Annotated in this window: 18 protein-coding genes and 1 riboswitch; of the genes, 10 read left to right on the top strand and 8 right to left on the bottom strand. The window is 43.1% G+C overall.

Translation table 11 applies throughout. The features are described from left to right. Positions 1-191 precede the first annotated feature (191 nt). The gene (locus tag L1D50_RS13395; RefSeq protein WP_138521223.1) at positions 192-1,115 is read left to right on the top strand and encodes a diguanylate cyclase; all 924 of its coding nucleotides are present in this window, start codon (positions 192-194) and stop codon (positions 1,113-1,115) included. Positions 1,116-1,224: 109 nt separating this feature from the next. On the opposite strand, the gene L1D50_RS13390 is transcribed toward L1D50_RS13395, so the two are convergent. From L1D50_RS13390 to L1D50_RS13380, 3 genes are read right to left on the bottom strand one after another with little or no spacing between them, the layout of a single operon-like run. Further along, on the bottom strand, positions 1,225-3,651 hold the full coding sequence (locus tag L1D50_RS13390; protein ID WP_239966205.1) for an ABC transporter permease: 2,427 nt from the start codon (positions 3,649-3,651) through the stop codon (positions 1,225-1,227). Then, the gene (locus L1D50_RS13385) at positions 3,644-4,333 is read right to left on the bottom strand and encodes an ABC transporter ATP-binding protein (RefSeq protein WP_138521227.1); all 690 of its coding nucleotides are present in this window, start codon (positions 4,331-4,333) and stop codon (positions 3,644-3,646) included. Before L1D50_RS13385 ends, L1D50_RS13390 begins: the two co-directional genes overlap by 8 nt. A 22-nt stretch (positions 4,334-4,355) precedes the next feature. Further along, positions 4,356-5,603, bottom strand: a complete 1,248-nt coding sequence (locus L1D50_RS13380; RefSeq protein WP_138521229.1) for an efflux RND transporter periplasmic adaptor subunit — start codon at positions 5,601-5,603, stop codon at positions 4,356-4,358. Between the two features lie 345 nt (positions 5,604-5,948). Here L1D50_RS13380 and L1D50_RS13375 point away from each other — a divergent pair, with 345 nt between their 5' ends. From L1D50_RS13375 to L1D50_RS13355, 5 genes are all read left to right on the top strand, one after another. Next, positions 5,949-7,325: a sigma-54 dependent transcriptional regulator gene (locus L1D50_RS13375; RefSeq protein WP_138521231.1), complete on the top strand. Its 1,377-nt coding sequence runs from the start codon at positions 5,949-5,951 to the stop codon at positions 7,323-7,325. Beyond that, a complete protein-coding gene (locus L1D50_RS13370; protein ID WP_239966204.1) occupies positions 7,312-8,613 on the top strand; it encodes an ATP-binding protein in 1,302 nt (433 codons plus the stop codon). Before L1D50_RS13375 ends, L1D50_RS13370 begins: the two co-directional genes overlap by 14 nt. 45 nt (positions 8,614-8,658) lie before the next feature. Then, positions 8,659-9,246: an alpha-ketoglutarate-dependent dioxygenase AlkB gene (locus L1D50_RS13365; RefSeq protein ID WP_138521233.1), complete on the top strand. Its 588-nt coding sequence runs from the start codon at positions 8,659-8,661 to the stop codon at positions 9,244-9,246. Between the two features lie 22 nt (positions 9,247-9,268). After that, complete coding sequence (locus L1D50_RS13360; RefSeq protein WP_138521235.1) at positions 9,269-9,988, top strand: nitrilase-related carbon-nitrogen hydrolase; 720 nt, start codon at positions 9,269-9,271, stop codon at positions 9,986-9,988. A 76-nt stretch (positions 9,989-10,064) separates the two neighbouring features. Continuing rightward, a riboswitch (yybP-ykoY riboswitch) is annotated at positions 10,065-10,198 on the top strand. 44 nt (positions 10,199-10,242) lie between these two features. Beyond that, positions 10,243-10,806 carry a manganese efflux pump MntP family protein gene (locus L1D50_RS13355; protein ID WP_138521237.1) on the top strand — a complete coding sequence of 188 codons (564 nt, stop codon included), beginning with the start codon at positions 10,243-10,245 and terminating at the stop codon, positions 10,804-10,806. A gap of 348 nt (positions 10,807-11,154) precedes the next feature. On the opposite strand, the gene L1D50_RS13350 is transcribed toward L1D50_RS13355, so the two are convergent. Continuing rightward, positions 11,155-13,320, bottom strand: coding sequence for a M3 family metallopeptidase (locus L1D50_RS13350; protein WP_138521239.1), 2,166 nt, complete (start codon positions 13,318-13,320; stop codon positions 11,155-11,157). A gap of 239 nt (positions 13,321-13,559) precedes the next feature. Here L1D50_RS13350 and L1D50_RS13345 point away from each other — a divergent pair, with 239 nt between their 5' ends. Beyond that, a complete protein-coding gene (locus L1D50_RS13345; RefSeq protein ID WP_128726987.1) occupies positions 13,560-14,135 on the top strand; it encodes a DJ-1/PfpI family protein in 576 nt (191 codons plus the stop codon). A 42-nt stretch (positions 14,136-14,177) separates the two neighbouring features. On the opposite strand, the gene L1D50_RS13340 is transcribed toward L1D50_RS13345, so the two are convergent. From L1D50_RS13340 to L1D50_RS13330, 3 genes are all read right to left on the bottom strand, one after another. Then, positions 14,178-17,576 carry an ATP-binding protein gene (locus L1D50_RS13340; RefSeq protein WP_239966203.1) on the bottom strand — a complete coding sequence of 1,133 codons (3,399 nt, stop codon included), beginning with the start codon at positions 17,574-17,576 and terminating at the stop codon, positions 14,178-14,180. A 165-nt stretch (positions 17,577-17,741) separates the two neighbouring features. Then, on the bottom strand, positions 17,742-18,725 hold the full coding sequence (locus L1D50_RS13335) for a glutathione S-transferase family protein (RefSeq protein ID WP_128726989.1): 984 nt from the start codon (positions 18,723-18,725) through the stop codon (positions 17,742-17,744). Between the two features lie 9 nt (positions 18,726-18,734). Next, the gene (locus L1D50_RS13330; RefSeq protein WP_138521243.1) at positions 18,735-19,562 is read right to left on the bottom strand and encodes a pirin family protein; all 828 of its coding nucleotides are present in this window, start codon (positions 19,560-19,562) and stop codon (positions 18,735-18,737) included. 271 nt (positions 19,563-19,833) lie between these two features. On the opposite strand from L1D50_RS13330, the gene L1D50_RS13325 reads away from it, so the two are divergent. The 3 genes from L1D50_RS13325 (at position 19,834) to L1D50_RS13315 (ending at position 22,107) form a co-directional block, all read left to right on the top strand. After that, positions 19,834-20,343 carry a DUF2141 domain-containing protein gene (locus tag L1D50_RS13325; RefSeq protein WP_128726991.1) on the top strand — a complete coding sequence of 170 codons (510 nt, stop codon included), beginning with the start codon at positions 19,834-19,836 and terminating at the stop codon, positions 20,341-20,343. Between the two features lie 148 nt (positions 20,344-20,491). Continuing rightward, positions 20,492-21,379 carry an ABC transporter ATP-binding protein gene (locus L1D50_RS13320; protein WP_138521245.1) on the top strand — a complete coding sequence of 296 codons (888 nt, stop codon included), beginning with the start codon at positions 20,492-20,494 and terminating at the stop codon, positions 21,377-21,379. A gap of 2 nt (positions 21,380-21,381) precedes the next feature. Beyond that, a complete protein-coding gene (locus L1D50_RS13315) occupies positions 21,382-22,107 on the top strand; it encodes an ABC transporter permease (protein ID WP_239966202.1) in 726 nt (241 codons plus the stop codon). Between the two features lie 51 nt (positions 22,108-22,158). Here L1D50_RS13315 and L1D50_RS13310 read toward each other — a convergent pair. Then, positions 22,159-22,652: DoxX family protein (locus L1D50_RS13310; protein WP_239966201.1), on the bottom strand; the 494-nt coding region annotated here is incomplete at its 5' end.

The raw sequence follows: 22,652 nt of genomic DNA, 5'->3' as shown, positions 1-22,652 counted from the left end.
AATTTAAATGTTACGCAATAAGTGTGTTACAGCATAAAAATGTCTACACTATATCTTACGTAGGGTTCTTTATTTATAGTGCAATGCTTGCCTAGTGCTAAGACTAATCATAGTCGCTTAAGCACACTCTACTTTTTAAATAGAGACGTAGCACATTAATCTAAACCTGCAACAGAAACCAAGGCAGTAGCATGTTTGAAGACGTAGTAGAACTAAACAACTGTACCATAGTAGTAATAGAAGACTCACCACTCACTCAAAAGGTGCTATGCGCATGTTTAGAAGATATATGCAAAGTAGTTGCTTTTGAAAGTGCTGAGAAGGCCATGGAATATGTAAAACTTGCATTACCAGACTTAATCCTAATGGACTGGATGTTAGAAGGGATAACGGGTATAGAAGCCTGTACGGAGCTTCAAAAAGATCCAATAACCGCCCGAATTCCCGTCATATTTGTGACATCCAACATTAAAGAAAATCAGCAAGAAATGTGCTGGGATGCAGGAGCTGTTGATTTCATCAGTAAACCAATCGTGGCGCGCACGCTGTTTAATCGCGTACTCACCCACCTGAAGTATAAAAAGCAAGCCGATCAACTTAGAGAGTATTCATACGTTGACGGACTTACCGAAGCGTTTAATCGCAGGTTATTTGATACTGACTTGGAGCGCCATTATCGCGGTGCAAAGCGCTCAAACAGTCCGCTTAGTATTGTGATGCTCGATGTTGACTATTTCAAACTCTATAACGATGAATATGGTCATTTGATGGGTGATGATGTCTTGAAGGTTTTTGTAAACACCGCTAAAAATCATATTCGTCGACCTATGGATGCGCTGTACAGGTACGGCGGTGAAGAGTTTGCCATCTTACTGCCTAATACCCCCTATTCTTTCGCCTTAGAGATCGCGCAAAGAGTTGTACAAACTTTCTTCGAAACCGCGATTGAACATAAACTTTCGCCACTAAAAGCCGTATCGGTTAGTGCAGGCGTCGCTACACTTAGCGAGGATAATATCAATCAACCAGTTGAAGCGTTAGTAGAAAGAGCAGACAAAGCGCTGTATGAAGCTAAAGAAAATGGTAAAAACCGAGTGTTTGGAGAGGCAATCTAGCAGCTATTCCTAAAGGCAAGGTGAATTTACGTACCAACAGTAAGCTGGTACGTAAATTCAACGCAGTTAATTACTTTTGCTATAACAGCACCGCAGGAGTTTATTCCTTTTACTCATATTTTAGTGATTTTACAGGCCGTGCTCGTGCAGCAACTAACGTTAACGAGCTAACCGTTAGCCAAGCGATTGCAAACGCTAAACTTGCTGCAATTAAAAATGGCACGATTGAAAGGTCAATACGATAGACAAAGTTGTTTAGCCACTGCTGCATCACAAAGTACGCAAGCGGCCACGCTATCAGGTTTGCGATCATCACTTGCTTTGAGAATTCCTTGTTGATCAATATCACAATATCCATCACCGAAGCTCCAAGTACTTTACGTACCCCAATCTCTTTGGTGCGTCTTTTTGTGGAAAAAGAGGCAAGACCAAATAAGCCTAAACAAGCAATGAAAATAGCCAGTATAGAGAACAAGTTAAACACAATGATTTCTTTGTCTTCCTGGCGATACATCTGCTCAAATTTAGTCTGTAGATAAGTCAGCTCCATTTCTTGTTCTGGTACTAGCTTGCGCCAGGTATCCTCTATGAAGTCGCGAGTTTGCGTTATATCACCTTGGAATTTAATCGCCATCGAATTGCCTTCACTCTCTCTTAGCAAGTGATACGTTGGGCTTATCTCTGTTTTAAGTGAAGAAAAATAATAGTTGTGCGTTACCCCGATGATAGTCGCCATAGCGCTTGAATGGCGAGTTAATCGTACTTCAAATGTCTTACCAACTGCTTCATCAGCACTAAATCCTAAACTCTGCGCCGCCTTTTCATTAATCACAACCGAAAAACGCGGATTTGGCTCAGCCGCACTCGGCATCACAAACTTATCTGCAGGAAAATCGCGACTAAACCCTCGACCACTCAGTAACTTTATGTTGTAGCTGCTAAAATAATCTTCATCTACTGCCAATGTCGGCATGGTTTGTGACAATTGTGTTTTTGGATTAACCATCCCAAAAGCATCGACAATGGTCTCTGTTGGTACCGCTGAACTTGCTGTCACACTGACAATGTTTGGATGAGAGAGCAGTTGTGTTTTTAGTGCACTACGTTGTTGACTGGCGATGTCTGTATAAAGACGGCTCAGCACAAAAGTATTGTCTTTGTCATAACCGAGTTCTATGGCTCTGGCATACTTTAGTTGCTGGTTAGATACTGTGGTGGCGATAATAAGCACCACGGCTACACTAAATTGAAATACCACCAGCCCTTTACGCAGCAGCGCACCAGATTTACCCTGTGTCACTTCTCCTTTAAGCACTTTAGCAGGTTTAAAGCGGCTTAGGTAAAAGGCTGGGTATGCGCCTGAGATTAAGCCAACGAATAACCCTAACAGCAACAGCGTAGTCAACACTAACGGCTCTGAATAGAAGTCAAAACTGAGCGGCTTGCCGATAAAGCTCGCAAACAAGGGCAAACCGGCCTCAACCAGCGCTACAGCAATGATCAACGCGATATAACTCAACATCATCGCCTCAACCACAAACTGCACAACTAAATGCTGCTGTTTAGCGCCTAATGTCTTACGTACTCCCACTTCCTTTGCGCGCTTGGTTGCTGTGGCGGTCGACAAATTCATAAAGTTAACACACGCAATAAAGAGAATAAGCGCTGAAATAACACTAAACGAATAAACGGTATTGATATCACCATTTTCTTTCATTTCACCATACTGATGTGAGTGAAGGTAAATATCGGTGACAGGCATTAACTCAAAGCCAAGGGTGTCGCTAGTTCCCGGGCCATAATGATTTTCTAAATAATTTGGGATTTTTGCTTCAACATCTTCACCGGTTACCCCATCCGCTAATTTAACGTAGGTGAAATAGTTAAAACTTGGGTCACGCTGCCAGCTGTTATCACCATAATAAGTGGTGGCCGTTGCCATACTGATGAGCGCAAAGACATTTAAATGGGTGCGCAGTGGCAAATCTTTTATCACGGCGCTCACTTTTAACGGTAGTTTTCCTGCACCAAGTAAAGACTCTCCGACAACATTCGTACGACCAAAATAGAGCATTGCAGCTGCTTGGGTTAAAACAATGGTGTTTGGAGCCTCAAGTGCCGACTGACGCTCTCCGTCAATTACATCTAAGGAGAAAAAATCGACAAAGTTGGGATCAGCGAGGAATACACCATCATGAAGAAAACTTTCCTTGCCGTGTCCAAGCGCAACACTCACTTCTCGAAAGCGAGTAGCATCAATCACTTCTTCAAAATGTGCTTGATAGTTTTCAGCGTTAAATACTTGCCCTTGCGCATAGTATTGTTCAGGCGCACTTGGCGGCATCCATTTTACAGACGAGCGATAGATTTGCTCATGACCCTTAATAAACTTGTCATAACCCAACTCAGACTCAACAAAGATAGCCATACTGATACAAATAGCTAAACCAATCGCCAAACCCAAAATATTGATTGTTGAGTAGAGCTTTTGTTGTAGTAAACTACGATACGCGATTAACAGGTAGTTTTTAAGCACAACGAACCTCCTGCATTTGACTCGAAACAATATGGCCATCCAATACATGGATCGTGCGATGCGCATAATTTGCATGGTGTTCTGAGTGCGTCACCATGACTATAGTTACCCCTTCTTGATTAAGCTGTGCTAGCAGCCCCATGACTTCTTCACCATTTTTTGAGTCAAGATTACCGGTTGGCTCATCCGCTAGAATCATTTTTGGCTTTGCAACAATCGCACGCCCAACTGCAACCCTTTGCTGTTGACCACCTGAAAGCTGCTGTGGGTAATGATCTTTGCGATGCGCAATATTTACTTTTTCAAGCACGGCTATCACACGCTGTGCTCGCTCGGCTTTAGCGATCCCCTGATAAATAAGCGGAAGCTCAACGTTCTCATACACAGTGAGCTCATCGATAAGGTTAAAACTTTGGAAGATAAAGCCAATATTGTCTTTACGAATATCAGCAAGCTGACCTTCACTTAAATGGCTGATGTTCTTGCCATCAAAAACATACTCGCCACCATCAATATGGTCTAGCATGCCGATGATATTGAGTAAGGTAGACTTACCTGAACCTGACTGTCCCATGATAGCAACGAACTCGCCACGCTCTACGGTCACCGTGACATCCTCAAGGGCGTAAGTCTCAATCAGCTCAGTACGAAAAACTTTATTTATTTTAGTTAGATGTAACATATTCTTTTGCCTTTTAATTCTATTAACGAGTCAAACTGACCGACTGCATGTCTTTAAAGCTGCTGTAACTTGAGGTGATCACTCGGTCGCCGACCGCCAACCCATCAAGTACTTCAATATATTTGTTGTTACGCTCGCCAAACGTCACCGATTTCTTCACCGCCACCTGGCTGCCCTGCTCTAGTACAAATACCCACTTGCCAGCGGTATCTTGATAAAATCCACCATTTGGTATTAAAGTCGCGGCTTTCGCATCTGCTAATAACAACTCCAACTGTAAACTTTGACCTCTACGCATGTCGCTGGGCAGCGCAGCATTAAAAGTTAAATCCACTTCAAAGCGACCATTTGACACTTCGGCATAGACCTTTGCGAGCGTTAGCTCATACTGCCTCCCCTGCAGCGTTAACCTTGCGGTTTGTCCTGCATACACGCGGCCTAGGTAAAACTCATCAATTTGGGCCGACACTTTATATTCAGACACAATATCAACTTGCCCTAAACGTGAGCCTCTCGCCTTTGAAGCACCTAATTCTGCGTCTAGCGCAGTCAATTGACCATCCATAGGCGCTTTGATAATTAGGTTTTCAAGATTTTTACGCGCAAAGCTCAAGTTTTTATTGAGCTGCTCGACGCTATCTTCTAGCTGTGCAATTTGTGCCGTACGGATTTTTTCATCTTGTTGCTGCTGCTCAATAATTAACTTACGACGGTTTTTTAGATACTCAGTTTCATCTTCGGCCGCTTGTAGCTCGCCTTTTGAAACTAAATTACCGCTACCAAGGCGCTTCAACTGTGCAAGCTTTCGCTCACTTTGCGTTACCTGAAAGTCTAGCTCTAATAGGTTTCGTTTTAAGTTTAAACGGTTTTGCTCTATCGCTAAGCGGGTATTGTGTAGGTTATTTAGCTGCTCTGAGATCTGCGCCTCACGGGAGATCACATCCAGTTGCAGACTGGTGTTGCTCAGTGTTAGCAACTTGTCACCCTTTTTAACCATCGCACCTTCTTCGACGAAACGCGCTTCGACTCGGCCACCTTCGATGGCATCTAGATACACAGACTTACTCGGCTTGATGCTGCCTCTAAGCGGAATAAGATCATGAAACTCACCCTTTGTCACTGTACTTATCTTGACTTTATCCATCGCCAGATTAACACGTTCCCCACTGCTACTCGCTGCACTATCAAATGCAAAATACGCTACTGCTATAATAGGTAGCGCCAGCCACCACAGCTGAAATCTTTTGTTAGGTGTGATTTTTCTATCCATTTTGTCACCCTCTTGAGTTTAGGTTAGCCTAATAACTCAAGTTGCGTGCCAAACCAAAAAACCCATAAAAATCAAATTCATAAATTAACTCTATAGAATAATGGAACAAAAGAGTGTNGCGCCAGCCACCACAGCGGAAATCTTTTGTTAGGTGTGATTTTTCTATCCATTTTGTCACCCTCTTCAGTTTAGGTTAGCCTAATAACTCAAGTTGCGTGCCAAACCAAAAAACCCATAAAAATCAAATTCATAAATTAACTCTATAGAATAATGGAACAAAAGAGTGTAAAAAAATTAAACACCTAGTGTACGATATCGTACAGTTTGATTGGGAAAGGAAATGTAATGACTATCAGCGATAAGGCAATTTTAGTTGTCGATGACAACAGCGAAATTCTCGTCGCCACGAGAATGTTGCTCAAACAATATTACAAAAAAGTGGTGACGCTAGAGAATCCCCATGACATCGCTAAAACAATGTCGGAACAGGACTTTGCTCTGATATTGCTCGACATGAACTTTACTCGAGAATCAACCTCCGGCGCCGAAGGATTCTACTGGCTCAAACAAATAAAAGCCCTGGACGGAGATGCTGTGGTTGTGCTCTTCACCGCCTATGGCGATCTAGCGATGGCAGTGGATGCCATCAAGCTTGGCGCCAACGATTTTGTCCTCAAGCCTTGGCAAAATGAAAAGCTACTCGCAACGGTTGCCAACTGCATCGAGTTGAGCGAACAACGGAAAAAGTCCAAGAAACTTACGCAAATCGCACAAATCTCAATGGCAGCGCAAAACAAGCCATTCGAGCATTTAATTGCTTCAAGTCCAGCAATGGAGCAAGTTTTTCAGACCATAGAGAAGGCCGCTAAAACCGACGCCAACGTCTTAATCTTAGGTGAAAGCGGCACTGGTAAAGAAGTCGTTGCCAGAGAGCTACATAAACAATCTTTACGAAAAGACAATACCTTTATGTCTGTAGATATGGGCACGATCGCCAGCTCTTTGTTCGAAAGTGAGTTGTTCGGCCATATGAAAGGCGCATTTACAGATGCGAAAGCCAATAAGCCAGGTCGCTTTGAACTTGCGGAATCCGGTACTTTATTTTTGGATGAAATAGCTAATATTCCGCTCGAGTTACAGGGAAAGTTACTTACTGCGATCCAAAATCGAGTAGTTACGCCAGTAGGTGGTAGCAAACAAATAGAGGTTGATCTGCGCCTTATCACCGCAACCAATATGAATTTGTATGACATGGTTCGCGAAGGCAGTTTTCGTCAGGACTTGTTATACCGCATTAATACCGTAGAGATCACACTTCCAGCACTACGAGATAGACCTCAAGATATTCCACTACTTATTGAGTTTTATGCTGATCTATACAGCAAAAAGTACAAGCTCGCGTGTAAAACGGTCAGCGACAAAATGATGGCTGATTTAGTCAAATATCAATGGCCCGGTAATATTCGAGAATTACAACATTTGGTTGAACGTGCTGTTATTTTATCTGACTCAACCCAATTACAGTTTCAGCTCGCCAGTCCAGCGGCAAGCACGCAAGAGAGAGTGGGACTTTTTGACACCTACAATCTCGCAGAAATAGAGCAACACACCATAGAGCGGGCGGTCCGAGACTTTAAGGGAAATATCAGCCATGCAGCTAAAGCGCTTGGGATCACCCGCGCGTCACTGTACCGTAAAATGGAGAAGTATGATGTGGAATAATAGCCTCGCTCGCATGGCCATTTTTCAACTCGCGGCCATTGTATTCGCCACGCTTGGTGTATTGGGCTTTCTCCACAGCTACGTCTTTTTGTTTAGTGGGTTATCCATTGCGATTGCAGTGCTATTCACAGTGCTGTCTATTGCCACACTGAAAAGACAAAAACAACGATTCGAAGAGGTGTTTACTGCGCTCAAGTATCAAGATGGCAGCTTTAGAATTGATAAAAAGCACCCAATAAGTAAGCAAGCACTTACAACCTGTAACGAGCTTATTCAGAAAGCTCAGCAAGATAAAGCCAAGCAGACAGAGCTCGTCACCACTTATGAAACGATGCTACAACACATAGAAGCAAGTCTGATCCTTATCAAAAATGGCCACACCATTTTGATTTGTAATAACAGCGCAAAGCAATTGTTGGATATTCGCGGCGCAGAGTCTGGACACTCACTACTTGCAGCACACCCAGAGCTTGAACAAGCCAAAGTAGGTAGCCACATTACCAAAGACTTACTATTTAAATATTTTACGTTTTCCAATCAAGACAACCAATACCAACTTTGGCTTTTTACTGCAATTTCAGAGCAGCTAGAGAGTACCCAAATCGAATCTTGGCAAAAGCTGATCCGCGTGCTTATCCATGAAATAGGAAACTCCGTCGCACCGATTTATTCGCTCTCAAATACGCTAATTAATATCACCAATAATCAGTTAGCCGAAGCGGTGACAGACCAAGAACTCGTTGAAGACTACTTACAAAGCCTACAAGCGATTGGTGTTAGGAGCCAGTCTTTACTTGGCTTTATAGATAACTACAGAAAGCTCACACATATCCCTGAACTTGACCTCCAACCGCTTGTAGTACAGACTTTATTTGATGACATCACGCCATTGATAAAAAGCGACTTTCGTGACGCAAATATCAGCCTACACTTTGACGTGACGCCCGCTGCGCTAAGCATTAATGTTGATAGAAAGATGATAGAGCAAGTGCTGCTCAACCTACTAAACAACGCCAAAGATGCCATGAAACATAACAACCAAGAAAAAGTAGTGACAGTATCAGCAACGATTAATCGCTACGGCAAATGTGAGATCAAAGTTGCTGATAACGGGGAAGGAATAGAGCCCAGCGCACTCGATAAGATATTTGTACCATTTTTTACCACAAAACCTCATGGCTCGGGAATTGGACTTGCACTCAGCCAGCAAATTATCCACCGCCATAAAGGGAGGATCAGCGCGACTTCTGAAGTAGGAAAAGGGAGCTGCTTTAGTGTATTGCTTTAGTGCTTTTCTTTTTTAAAGAAAAATAGCAACAACAAGGAGTTAATCATGAAGCTTCCACTTTTAAATAATGCCGAGGCAGAATATATTCCAGCATTTCTTACCAAGGCAGAGAGCCAATTACTGTATCAGTGGTTAATCACACACTGTGATTTGTCTCAGCCTGAAACCATCACCTTGCCTAACGGTGAAAATACGGAAATTAGACCTTGGAAAATGATGTTTGTAGACCCTAGTCTCGAAGATCCGGAAGTATTTCCTAGCTACCATGGTCGACGCCAAGCTTGGCCTAATTTGATTTCATCAATACAACAACGGCTACAAGCTCAAATAGGCGTCGAATTTAGCGTCTGCGTCTGTATTTTTTATTCAGATGGTGATGAGTACATGGACTTTCACAGTGATCTGTCCGCATTTGGGCCAACTAATGTTATCGCTTCTTTGAGCTTAGGTGCCGAGCGCTTGTTTCAAGTTCGTCATCAAGCAAAACCCGATGAACAATTTGAACAGCTGCTAGAAGATGGTTCATTATTTATTATGGGGAATGGCTTTCAAACACAATTCCAACATGCCATCCCCCCCGCACCTAAAGAGGTTGGCGCTAGATTTAATCTGACCTTTAGGCAGTTTACTTGACCAAACGTAACATAGGTGAAAAATGAAAGTAGGATTTTATCAATTTGCAGTCAAATATGGTGACCCCCAATACAACCGAACGACCATAGTCGAGGCATTATCACAGGCAGACTTTGATCTCATTGTGTTACCCGAGTTATGTACCTCAGGTTGCCTCTTTCTTAATCACACTCATATGGAGGAGATGGCTGAGGAATTACCTAATTGCACGACTCTCAGCCTACTCCAACCTTTAGCACAGCAGCGACAAGGAACTATCATCGCAGGGATCATTGAAAAAGCTGGTCGTGATCACTTTAATAGTGCAGTTATAGTTAAGCCAGAAGGAGCTGTCGGCGTGCATCGTAAGGTTTTTTTAGCCCCACCCGACAAACGCTTTTTTCAAGCCGGTGATACGTTCAAAGTGCACGAAATAATGGGGGTTAAAGTGGGTATTTTATTATGTTACGACATCTGGTTTGAAGAGGGACTCACCCAACTTACAAAGCAAGGTGTGCAGTTAATTGTAAATCCCTCAAATTATTGTGGTGAAGACAGTCTTGATACAATTAGAAAGCAAGCCAAGAAATATAAAGTCCATATTATTTCAGCAAATCGCACTGGTATGGACCACGTTACTGAAACAGGAGTTCAATTTATCGGCCAAAGCATTCTTGTAAGCCCTGATGGTGAAGTACTTATGCTTGGGGATTCAACGGAGCAGCTTATCACAGCCGAAATAGACTTTTTCGCCCCTTCGTGAGGATAGCCTGCAAATGCTTTCTATCGGAACAAGTAACCCCATTTTGGTTTTGCTTCCCATGTAATTCTTGATATTATCGCAACTCGTTGGGGAGTAGCCTGCTTCCAATGCTCGGAAGAGTTCGTATCAACATAATTGGCCAAAATGCCATGGTGCGGACACCTCTCGGTTGGCGAGACCATCGATGTATCCATGCCTGTGGTTGGGCGTGTGGATGTATCGTGGACTCAAATCGCCTGACCGGAGCAATGTAAATGAATTTCGTCACCCTGCTACTATTAGCATACGCTATGTCTACCGATGCTTTTGCCGCGGCAATCGGTAAAGGCGCCAGCTTAAAATCACCTCGGCTTACTCAAGCCATAAAAATCGGCCTTATTTTTGGAATTATTGAAGCCAGTGCACCGCTGCTTGGCTGGTTAATAGGACAATCTGCTGCAGGCTATGTCGAAGCTTGGGATCATTGGATTGCCTTTATCTTACTGTTCGGACTTGGCGCTCATATGATTTATGAGAGCCTTAAGGGTGATGACGAAGCGCCAACTCAACACGCAAAACAGCCTTGGTTCAGAACCATTATAACAGCATTTGGCACTAGTATTGATGCAATGGCTGTCGGCGTCAGTCTCGCATTTGTTGATGTGAATATATGGCTCGCTGCCGCACTCATTGGCCTCGCCACCACCATGATGGTGACAATTGGTGTGATGATTGGGCATTCGGCTGGAAAGTTTCTTGGTAGTCGAGCTGAAACCTTTGGTGGGGTGATCTTAATCTGTGTGGGAACTTGGTTGCTATATAGCCACCTTTCGATTTAATCTGACTCGCAAAAAAGAGCGGTATATTTACCGCTTGCTTACTTATACCCTTTACCTAGGGCTAATGGCTTTTAAGCCTTTTTAATCGCTTTTTTCAGCTTTTTGATTTTCGCTTCATGCTTTTCAATCTTTGCTTTACGCGCTTTCAGCTCTTTTTTAAGCGCTTTAACATCGCTTTTCTTCGCCATAACTAATCTCCTTTGGTTGTTTTGCGAACACTTACTACCATAGCAAAGTGACTGACAATATCAAACTACTCTCGTACTACAGCTCTATCTAATCCTAAAATAAACCCCTTGGCATCATGCCAAAGGGTTTTTTATTATCCGAATAGTTGAGTAAGCTTTTTTACTTCTCTACCGGAAAGCCTCTATCACGCATCAGCGCTTCAACCTCAGCATCACGACCTCTAAACTTGCGATACGCTTCTGCTGGATCCATTGAGTTGCGAACTGAGAATAGGTAATCCACCAAACGCTGTGCAACGTCTTTGTCATAGAAGCCACCTGGCGCTTCAGCAAACGCTTCAGCTGCATCTGAGGTTAATACCTCAGCCCACAGGTAACCGTAGTAACCCGCTGAATAACCTTCACCTGAGAATACGTGACCAAAGTGGGTGGTGCGGTGACGCATCACTACCTCATCCGGCATGCCTAGCGCACCTAACTGAGACTTTTCGAATGCAACAGGGTCGCCAATCTTGTCTGGATCTGTGGTATGGAAAAGCATATCCATGATAGCCGAACCAAGATATTCAGTCGTTGCGAAACCTTGGTTAAAGGTTGCTGACTTCTTGATTTTCTCGATTAGCGCTTTAGGCATAGGCTTGCCTGTTTTATAGTGAACTAAGTAACGATTGATTACTTCGTCCGTTGACAACCAACGCTCCAATAACTGAGATTGGAACTCAGTGTAGTCACGCACGCCAGAGTTTGAACTTGGATACTTCACGTTTGAAGAAAGCGCATGCAGCGCGTGGCCAAACTCGTGGAAATAGGTTTCTGCATCAGACCAAGAGATCAAAGTTGCTTCACCCTCTGGCGCTTTCACAAAGTTGGAGTTGTTTGAGCTAAGCACATTTGTTTTACCATCAAACGTTGTATGGCTGCGGTATGACAAGGCCCACGCACCTGAGCGCTTACCTTTACGTGCGAACGGGTCTAGATACCAGAGGCCAATATTATCACCAGTGGTTTTGTCTGTTACTTCCCAAACACGAACATCAGGGTGGAATACAGACACCGACCCTTTCGGCACTTCAGTGAACTCAAAGTTGAACAAACGACCTGCCACATAGAACATCGCTTCACGCAAATTATCTAGCTGTAAATAAGCCTTAACTTCGTTTGAATCCAATTGATATTTGGCTTGACGTACCTTCTCAGCGTAAAAACGATAATCCCAAGGCTTGATGGTGATATCAGCACCTTCTTTGTCAGCGATCGCTTGCATGTCAGCCACTTCTTCTTTCACACGCGCAATTGCAGCTGGCCATACTTTTTTCATCAGCGCCATCGCGTTTTCAGGCTTTTTCGCCATGCGGTCTTCGAGACGCCACTGCGCATAATTATCGTAGCCTAATAAGTTAACGCGCTCATGTCTCAACTTTAAGATGTCAGAGATAATCGCTTTGTTGTCGTACTCACCACCATTGTTGCCACGGTTATAGTAGTTGTTCCATACTTTCTCGCGTAACTCACGCTCTGTTGAGTAGGTTAAAAATGGATCCATGGATGAGCGAGAGTTGGTAATCGCGTACATGTCCGCCTTACCGCGCGCTTTTGCAGCAGCCGCTGCCGACGCAACAAACGACTCAGGCAAACCTGACAATTGCGCTTTAGTGAGGTAAACCACGTAGTTTTCTTCGTCTGCAAGGACGTTGTTTGCAAACTGAGTATGTAGCTTTGATAGCGCTAGATTAATGTCTGCGTAACGCTTAGCGTCTTCACCTTTTAGCGTCGCACCATTACGGGCAAAGCCGTTATAACGCATCCAAGTAATACGCTGCTCTTCTGCGGTTAGCTTTTTATATTCAGCACCTTCATAGACTGCTTTTACACGTTCAAAAAGCGCTTGGTTTTGGGTGATTTTAGAGCTGAACTCTGAAAACTTAGGTACCACTCGCGATTGAATTTCTCTAAATTCAGGGCTTGAAATATTAGAACGCCAAAGACCGTAGTAGGTAAATACACGATCCAAAGCAGCACCCGCTCTTTCCAGCGCAACGATTGTGTTCTCAAAAGTTGGCTTCGCAGGGTTATTAGCTATCGCTTCAATTTCTTTTAAATTATCAGCCATACCTATTTCAAGTGCGGCTTCTAAATCCTCAAGCTTCATTTTATCAAAATGAGGAACGCCTTGATAAGGGCCTGAAAACTCTTGCAAAAGCACATTATCATATTGCTTACTTTGAAGTAGTTTTACTGGTTCTTGAGTTTGATCCGCTGTGCCCGCACAACCCGCAAGGGCTAAACATACAGCAGCACTTAAAAGTGTGATGGTAGGTTTGAACATATTGTTACATCGCTTGTTGTTATCGTGGGTAAGATATTACGGATCGTCTCTAAAAGTGCAATCGCTTTGCGAGAGAAGCAAGATTCTCTGCGATGGAGAAGAGAAGCGAGAATTCATGACTGTTTGAATGTATCTAAACCAAGATTTAAGTTGTTTTTTTCATCGGTTGTTACAATTTACCTTGAAAATTTAACCAAAATCAGCCAAGTTAGTAAAAAACTGATCTGTAGGGAAAAATAATGGAAGTTGGTATTTTCATCTATGACGGTGCAGAGTGTTTAGATTTTTGCGGCCCGTTTGAGGTATTCAATACCGCAAAGCGATTTATCGAGACTCCGATTAACGTCAACCTTGTCGCGCCAAGTCATATCCCAGTAACCTCGCGTGGCGGCATGAGTGTAAACCCCCATTACAGCATCTACTCGCATCCAAAGTTTGACTTGCTCATAGTTGTAGGTGGGCTTCATCACCAAATTTGTAGCGATCACAACGTACTTAATTGGCTTGCAGAAACTGCCAACCATACCTCTCAATGCGCATCAGTTTGTACAGGCGTATTTTTATATGCTGAAGCAGGCCTCATTGATGGAAAGCGAGTCACCACCCATTGGCAAGATATCGACGATTTGAGAGAACAATACCCTTCTCTAGAAGTGGTTGAGGACGTAAGGTTTATCATGGATCAAAATTTTACTAGCTCAGCGGGTATTTCAGCTGGTATTGATATGAGTTTAGAGCTAGTGAAAAAACGTTTCGGGCAATCTATTGCAAGAAAAACAGCAACGCAAATGGATTACGATTGGCCTAGAAATTAATAATGGTGAATGTCACCATTATTAATTCTACCACACGCGGGTCTACTCACCGCTAACACCTGCAAGCTCCAGCTCACTCACACGTTTTTTCGCAAATACTACGACTTTATCGTATTCACTTTGCGCCTGTGCCAAATGTGATTTACACTGTCCTGCTTGATGTTCTCGCGCATAAGTTTCTATTTTATCGAGCAAATCAAATAGCGTATCTGCAGCCAAATCACCTGCTTGACCTTTAAGTGCATGGCTGTACCTCGCTGATGCGTCACAATTACTATTTTTAATACTCAATCTAAGCTGTTGCATTTGATTTTCAGAGTCACTCAAAAACAAAGTGTATACTTGTTTAAGTAACTCATCATCTCCAGAGAGGCGTTCTAGCACGTTAGCTTCATTTATTGGCTGTTTCGCTTGTTTTTCTTCCTCGCTCTCGAAGGGATGAATAAGCACAGAGTCATCATCCTTAGCGTGTACTCCTAAGACTTCCAGCACTTCAAATAATCGCTCAACGACCACAGGTTTAGTCACAAATTCATCCATTCCCGCGTTTAAGCAACGTTCTTTTTCACCCGCAAGTGCACTGGCAGTCATCGCAATAATGATCGCATCTTTGTATTTATCACCACCTTGACCCTGACGAATTGCCCTTGTGGCCTGATAACCATCCATTCCTGGCATATTGCAGTCCATAAAGATGGCATCAAAGTTAACTTCTTGATGCTCAAATAGCAGTAGTTTATTCACGGCATCTTGGCCATCAACGGCAAAGCTCACTTTAGCCCCTTGTCCTTCTAAGATGCCTTTAGCCACAATCCGATTGATTTGATTATCGTCTACCACCAAGAAATGACAACCCGCGACTAAATTACCGCTTAATGCCACTGTCTCACCAGACTTTTTCAAACTGGGCTGTAATCTAATTGCTTTATTTAAATCAAATAGCGCGACAAACTCCCCCACCCGAAGAGGAGCAGAGATATGCACAATATTGTCGAAATCATTAATATGCTGAAGCTCATCCCCCACTAAAACAAGCTTCTCAAATTGATTTTGAGCCGACTTTACTTGATTGTAATCTTGCTCACTCGTAACGATGCATATATCACTCTGTGCGCCTTTCTGTACAAGCTCACCACCACATTTACTGATAAGTTTAGCAATCATGTCTGACTCTAATTTTGTTTTACTGAACACAGAGGCTGTTTTGCCAGCTAATACTTCAGGCACGTCAATGGGTTTAGTTTGCGAACTAGAAAACGGTAGTTCAAACCAAAATTTACTCCCTTTAAACTTTTCACTCTCAAAATGAATATGGCCGAGCATTTTTTCTACGAGCTGTTTACAAATAGAGAGCCCAAGCCCAGTTCCACCAAACTCGTTCGAGGTGTTAGCTGACTCTTGACTAAACGATTGGAATAGCTTGCCGTGATTGGCTTTTTCAATACCGACCCCAGTGTCTTCAACTGTGATTTTAAGCCATACCGTATCGTCTAGTTGCTCGGTAACTGCGGTCAATTTCACATGGCCTTTTTTAGTGAATTTAATCGCGTTGCTAAGGAGGTTATAAATTATTTGTTTAACGCGCGCCGCATCACCGCACAACTCAATATGCGCTAAACCCGTTTGATCTAAAATATAAGTAACCTTCTGCTCCTTGGCCTTTGCCGACATAGAAAGTGCGACGTGCTCAATGACAGAGAGCGGGTTGAATGGTTCATTATCAATGTCTAGTTTACCCGCCTCTATCTTCGATAAGTCAAGTACATCATTGATTAACGACAAAAGCGTAGTCGAGCTAGTTTCCATCATTTCTAGGTACTTATGCTGGTGCTTAGTAACGGGCTCTTTTCTCACCAAATTTAGTGACCCCAAAATACCATTGAGGGGAGTTCTCATTTCATGGCTGATAGTAGATATAAAGGCACTTTTCACTTCTGACGCTTTGGCGGCTTTATCTCGAGCATCCACGAGCTCTTTGGTACGCTCTTTCACCTCTTGTTCTAAGCGCTCATTTGCACCAACTAGTTGTGCTTCCGCTTCTTTTTTCGCAGTAATGTCTTCAACAAATAATGCCACCCCCTGAATGCGTTCATTTCCCGCGTAGATTGGAGATAAACTAAGTGAAAGCCAAATACTTTCATGGGCATTCAGCTTCAGTTGTAATGACTTAGATTCCACCACTTCACCCTGTAAAACCGTATTAGCATAGCGAGATACAAACTGATGCACAGCTTCTGGCAGAAACTGTGAGTTACTACCTAAACTGCTATTTTTTAATTGCTTAAAGAAGTGTTTTGCTGATTCATTAAAGCTGGTGAGCTTTAGGTTGTTATCAAAGCCAAGTACACCATCTGATGCGCCATCTAAAATCGCCTTAAACTCTGCTCGCGTTGAATCGAGCGCACGTAAACTACTGGTATATTGCCAAAACGCAAAAAAGACTAGCGCAAATACACCGCAAGCAACAGCGAGTAAAGCATAGGTGGTTAACCGTTTTTCATTCAAACTTTGCTGATAAGCAGCAAAAGGGATCAGATTAACAAGCTTAACCTTTAGATTATTAAAGTTAGCCCCTGCAACCTTGTTAATGAGCGCTAAAAACTGTTCCCCCGTCGACTTGTCTTCCACCAGCTGGACTTTATTCGACCATGGCGTCACGCGATATAATGTTTGAAAGTTGATTTCGGGGTTTAAGTCTTTGCTGTATCGTAGCGAAAAATCAGGGTGATAAATAAACGAATCATCTGCGCCCAAGAGCATCACTTTTTGCATCTCTGGCGCTTGAGAGACAATCCTTTCTATCATCTTTTCAGCGTTGGTATTGATCACCAGTATGCCAAATAAGTCATTATCTATATCGTAAGTTGGCAAGGTGAAACGTTTAGTGGGTTGAAAAGGCGTGACAACTTGTCCGTGTTCACGATTTAGATTGATAGTTGTAGAATAGATAGTGCGCTCTGACAGTTGCAGTGCTTTGATATAGTAATCGCTTTCACTCTTATTTTGCAGCTTGCTATCGGGTACCGCTATGACTTGTCCGAGTTGTCGCTCAACCCTGACCATCTCAACCCCTGTATGGGCATCAAGTAGGCGGATCTGGTTAAGGCCATCATACGAATACAACATTGACCTAAAGATCGTGCTTAGTCGTGCTCGCCAAATATCAAGCGGAGTGTTTTCTTGAGGGTCGATACCATTGTTTTTTTCCGCTCTGGCGATCCCCTGAATTGGTGGGGTGTCTAATAGAAAATAAAGAAACCGACGATTATCGTCGATTTCTCCCAAATAAATACTGTTTTGCGCTGAATGAACCTGCTCTAACCGCTGGAAAAAGCTCTCGTTTAGGTCACGATGGATGCTATTTTCAAAATATAAGATAGCACTTACCATCACGGCGAGCAGCAGTGCGATAGCGCTCTTAGCAATATTGGAAGAAGACACATTTTCTCCTTGGACAGTGGCCTGAGTGTTAGGCATAAAGACCTAAAATGCGTTCGCACTTAAGCACAAAAGGCAGCTACAAGCAAACGCATTATTAAATCTAGTCCAAATAGAAACAAAGACAAAGCTTCCTTACCATGAACTCAGCATAATAAGTCAGGTCATTTACAACGAAATACCTTTACGATTATGAAAACGGTGATAATCAATGCTTGGCCCTTCTGGTACTACTTGGGTTGGATTGATCATCGTGTGGCTAAAGTAGTAGTGTCTTTTAATGTGGTAAAAATCAACCGTATCTGCAATACCTTGATGTTGATATAAGTCACGCACATACGCAGAAATATTGGGGTAATCTTCGATTTGCTTAATATTGCACTTGAAGTGACCATGGTACACGCTGTCGAAACGGATGAGAGTCGTAAATAATCGCCAGTCGGCTTCCGTTAATTGTCCTTTCACAAGATAACGTTGCGCAGCAAGCCTTGCCTCGAGCTTATCTAGCGCGTTAAATAACGCATTTACAGCACTACTATAGGCATCTTGGGTAGTTGCAAATCCGGCCTTGTATACACCATTATTGATATTGTGGTAAACAAACTCATTTATTTCATCGATTTCATGCTTTAACGCCTCTGGGTAATAATCGGTGTCGTTTCCCGTTATCTGATTAAACGCATGATTAAACATACGGATAATTTCACTCGATTCATTGCTCACGATTTGCTTCGTTTGTTTATCCCAAAGGACAGGCACCGTGACTCGGCCCGAATAACTTGGATCGTTTTTAGTATACAGCTGATGCATAAAACTGAGCTGATACAGGCTATCACCGACTTCTGGACGCTGACTCGTAAAGCGCCACCCTTGGTCCAACATATCAGGGTCAACAATCGATACGTCGATATGCGCCTCTAGCTGTTTAAGCTTTCGGAAAATGAGCGTTCTATGAGCCCATGGACATGCAAGAGAAACATACAAATGGTAACGTCCGGACTCGGCTTTAAAGCCCGCTTTACCCGTTGGCCCCGCACTGCCGTCTGCTGTTACCCAATTTCTTAGCTTTGCAGACTCACGCTCAAACTTGCCTTGGCTACTTTTCGTATCATACCATTTATCATGCCATTGACCTTCGATTAATAATCCCATGTAAACCCCCTATACAATATCGCCGAAGCGTCCTTGTTGATAATCTTTTACTGCTTGATGAAGCTCCTCTTGAGTATTCATCACAAATGGTCCCATATGCGCTATTTTTTCCTCAATTGGCTGCCCAGCAAGGATCAAAAAGCCAACATCATCCGTCGCGAGGAGATCAAAATTTTGGCTTGGGTCAAGCTCAAGCAACGTTTGCTCCCCATAGTTTTCAAGTTTGCCCGTATGAATATAGATCATCACCTTGCCAAACTGAGCCAGTTCAAGGTGCAATTGACTTCCCGCAGCTAAAGCCACATCAGCAAGTGCTCCCCCGCCTGAAAGAGACTGTAATGACGATGTCAGTACCTCGCCTGCCACTTGCCATGTGCCCGCCAATGCTTTGAAATGACCTTTTTTTGCTATCGCTATTTGCGGCACAGGGTGCTCAATTGTATCTTGGTATTTAGGCGCTCGCATTTTGTCTTTTGCTGGCATATTTAACCAAATCTGGAAGCCATGCATGCCCTCTGCGTCACTTAGCGGCATTTCTGAATGCACCACACCACGCCCAGTACTCATCCATTGTACATCACCGCTGCGAATGGCTTTGATATTACCCATTTGATCTCTATGCTCAAAGCCGCCTTTGCGAATATAGGTAAAGGTTTCAATGCCTCGGTGTGGATGCGGTGGGAAGCCAGCCACAAAGTCATTGCGATTATCTGACTTTAATTCATCAATCATGAGATAAGGATCTAAACTCTTGCCATCAAATCCAGCGATGCGGTTAATATTTACACCAGCACCATCTCGTGTCGCCTGTGCCTTGTTAATTCGAATAATCTTCATAATAGCTCTCAAATTCGCCTGAACATGAAGTAATACGTTCAGCTCAATAATTTAATGGTTAGCCTATCAAACCTGCGAGAGAATAAAATTAGTCAAATTTGGCTATTTTGTTCGATTAAAAAGAACGAACATCACAAACCATAAGTAGCGCCGTCAATCACTGGTCTGAACAGCTTCTGATACCGACCATATTGAACAATTTTTAATTGTAATTAGATTATTCTCTGACAAGCTAGAGGGGCTACAATTTAACCCTTAATAGGAGCAAAGGATGAGGTCCCTAAGTCTATTGTTTGCGCTGGCATTACTTGCGGCGTGTAGTTCAACAAGTCCGGTAAGTGTAAATACGGTTACAGGTCCCCCAACCAATCTAACGGTTGAAATTACGGATGTCACCAATACCGATGGTCAAATGCTGGTACTGTTATTTGACAACAGCGCTGACTACCACAGCGACAAAAATGTGAATGATCCTGATGCTAACTTTTTTCGCAAATTGATTGTTACGCCGCAAACGCCCAACACCAGAGTCACTTTTGAAAACGTACCTGCAGGTCAATACGCTATTCAGGTTATCCACGACGAAGATAGTGACGGTGGCATGGATCGAATGATTTTCCCATTTATGGGGATGCCTAGTGAGCCTTACGCACTGTCAAACAACATTCACGATAGCTTGTCAAAAGGCGATTTCGAAGAGGCTTTATTTACTGTAAAGGCCCCTGACACTAAAATTCAGCTAGTCCTCTCCACGCATTTATCAAAAATGACAGGGCTGTAATACTCTATAACTCACAGATAATTCTACGCCTGTGAGTTATCCTCTCAAGTCATTACATTTGTCATTTTATTTTCTGACAACCCTCACTCACATCTCACCTTAAAGCAAAGCATACTGCAAATCGTACAGTTAAGTAGGAGCGAAGACGGTGAGCAATGCCATTGAGTTATCAAATATCAGTTTTGCATACGACAATACTAAGCCGATATTAGCAGATCTAAACCTTACGCTTGAACAGGGTAAGGTATATTCCATTCTTGGCCCAAACGGCGCAGGAAAAACCACCTTGATCAACATAATGCTCGGCAGACTAAGACCCACGTCAGGACGAGTTTCTGTTCTTGGCCACCAACCTGAGTCTGACTTTTGCCGCCAGCGCGTGGGTGCCATGATGCAATTAGGCGGGCTACCTCTGCAAACCAAGGTGAGGGAGTTTCTGGCGTTATTTGCAAGTTACCATCAAGCCCCAATTCCATTAGAGAGTTTAATTTCACTCTGCCAATTAACACCATTTTTAGAACAAACTTTCGATACGTTATCTGGGGGGCAAAAACAACGACTGTTTATGGCAATTGCACTCGTAGGCAATCCCGACATTGTTTTTTTGGATGAACCTAGTGTTGGTATGGATGTAGAGTCAAGACAGCAGCTGTGGCAGGCCGTACGCACGTTAAAACAACAAAGTAAAACGGTACTCCTTACCACACACTATCTTCACGAGGCAGAAGCATTAGCGGATGAATTGTTAGTTTTAAAAGAAGGAAAATGTACCAAGCTTAACGACATACCTGAACTTGCCAGCACCTATCGTCGGTCACAAATCAAGTTCACCAGCGACCTGTCTGCTGCAGCACTGGTTAATGCGATACCTATGATAGACCTGAATATTAAAGGCGATCAGTTCACTATCTTGACGGATGAGCCAAATCATATTTTGCAGCAGTTATTAGAGAAATTTTCTATTCGCAATTTACATGTAGCCCCAATGAGCCTCGAAGAGGCTTATTTATCACTGATGAATGCGAGGAGCGCTTAACCATGATAAACACTGCATCTTTTATACTTGAAAGCAAAACTGAACTTTTGAGCACATTTAGAAGTAAGGGTTTTGTGATCCCAGCCACACTATTTCCTTGCTTGTTTTATCTTTTCTTCGGCGTGGTGTTCAGTCATGGTGACTCCCATAACTATATGTATATCAATTATCTGATATTTGGCATGATAGGACCTGCGCTATTTTCCTTTGGCGTTAACGTCGCCCTTGAAAAGCAAAATGGTTGGCTGATACTCAAACAACTATCTCCCGTTTCTCCCTATCAGTATCTGCTCGCAAAGTGTGTGAGTGCGACGGCTTTTTCATTGCTCGTAGCCTGCCTAATGAGCTTACTGGCATTATTTTCCGTCTTGTCTTTAAGTTTAGCTCAATGGTTACTCGTGGTTACAATTACCCTACTCGGCACCTTGCCTTTGTGTATGTTAGGGTTGTTAGTTGGGCTGTCAGTGTCAGCAAAAGCGGCACCTGCGGTGGTTAATTTAGTTTACCTACCACTTTCGCTGCTTTCAGGTCTGTGGCTGCCTATCGGGCTATTTCCTGAAGCAATGCAATGGTTTGCTTGGCTGTTGCCAACTTTCCATATTTCCCAGTTAGCGCTTTCGACCATCGATGCAACTTTGGGTTTTCCTGTTTACCTCCATGCGGCCGTCTTAATTACACAAACGCTAGCATTATTTTTTGTCGCGCAAATAAAATTTAAGCAGGCGTAACAGGACAACCAAAAGCGCACGGTCCCAACCCTGTGCGCTTTTATTTTGTCATTACTTACTTTCTTCGAGCTTACTATCAATACTGAATTTACCAGCACCTGACGCGGCAAGTGCGAGAAAACCACCAGCCATGGCAATATTTTTAAAAAACATTAAGAACTGCATTTGGTCGGCCAGATCAAAGTGAAACAGCAACGCACTGACAATACTAAACCCCGCAAATGCAATTGCTGTCAGTTGAGTAAATGCTCCCGCAAGAATGAAAAGCCCTCCTATCAATTCAAAGGCTATAACCAATGGCAGCAGCTCGCTTGGTAATCCACTTGAAGCCATGTATGTAGCATTACCTTCGAAGTATTGGATTTTATTAATCGCAGCCAGTATAAAAATGGCTGATAGCCCTACTCGACCAAATAAAGATAATACTGATGCCATTGTACTGTTCGGTTTAATGATGTTAATTAGGTTCATGATACTTTCCTCGATAAATATAGACTGTATTGGATTGGCTCTCGGTGATGAGCCGTTGGAAGAAAGTATACGTT

Source organism: Pseudoalteromonas sp. Isolate6, from assembly GCF_022398435.1.
GTDB lineage: Bacteria > Pseudomonadota > Gammaproteobacteria > Enterobacterales > Alteromonadaceae > Pseudoalteromonas > Pseudoalteromonas galatheae.
This window is presented reverse-complemented; position numbering and strand designations above follow the sequence as displayed.

Bases quoted from the DNA above. Each gene is read 5' to 3' on its own strand.
- L1D50_RS13365 (WP_138521233.1), top strand. From the start codon at position 8,659: ATGAAGCTTCCACTTTTAAATAATGCCGAGGCAGAATATATTCCAGCA.
- L1D50_RS13395 (WP_138521223.1), top strand. From the start codon at position 192: ATGTTTGAAGACGTAGTAGAACTAAACAACTGTACCATAGTAGTAATA.
- L1D50_RS13330 (WP_138521243.1), bottom strand. From the start codon at position 19,562: ATGAAGATTATTCGAATTAACAAGGCACAGGCGACACGAGATGGTGCT.
- L1D50_RS13360 (WP_138521235.1), top strand. From the start codon at position 9,269: ATGAAAGTAGGATTTTATCAATTTGCAGTCAAATATGGTGACCCCCAA.
- L1D50_RS13355 (WP_138521237.1), top strand. From the start codon at position 10,243: ATGAATTTCGTCACCCTGCTACTATTAGCATACGCTATGTCTACCGAT.
- L1D50_RS13325 (WP_128726991.1), top strand. From the start codon at position 19,834: ATGAGGTCCCTAAGTCTATTGTTTGCGCTGGCATTACTTGCGGCGTGT.
- L1D50_RS13345 (WP_128726987.1), top strand. From the start codon at position 13,560: ATGGAAGTTGGTATTTTCATCTATGACGGTGCAGAGTGTTTAGATTTT.
- L1D50_RS13370 (WP_239966204.1), top strand. From the start codon at position 7,312: ATGATGTGGAATAATAGCCTCGCTCGCATGGCCATTTTTCAACTCGCG.
- L1D50_RS13385 (WP_138521227.1), bottom strand. From the start codon at position 4,333: ATGTTACATCTAACTAAAATAAATAAAGTTTTTCGTACTGAGCTGATT.
- L1D50_RS13350 (WP_138521239.1), bottom strand. From the start codon at position 13,320: ATGTTCAAACCTACCATCACACTTTTAAGTGCTGCTGTATGTTTAGCC.
- L1D50_RS13335 (WP_128726989.1), bottom strand. From the start codon at position 18,725: ATGGGATTATTAATCGAAGGTCAATGGCATGATAAATGGTATGATACG.
- L1D50_RS13380 (WP_138521229.1), bottom strand. From the start codon at position 5,603: ATGGATAGAAAAATCACACCTAACAAAAGATTTCAGCTGTGGTGGCTG.
- L1D50_RS13315 (WP_239966202.1), top strand. From the start codon at position 21,382: ATGATAAACACTGCATCTTTTATACTTGAAAGCAAAACTGAACTTTTG.
- L1D50_RS13375 (WP_138521231.1), top strand. From the start codon at position 5,949: ATGACTATCAGCGATAAGGCAATTTTAGTTGTCGATGACAACAGCGAA.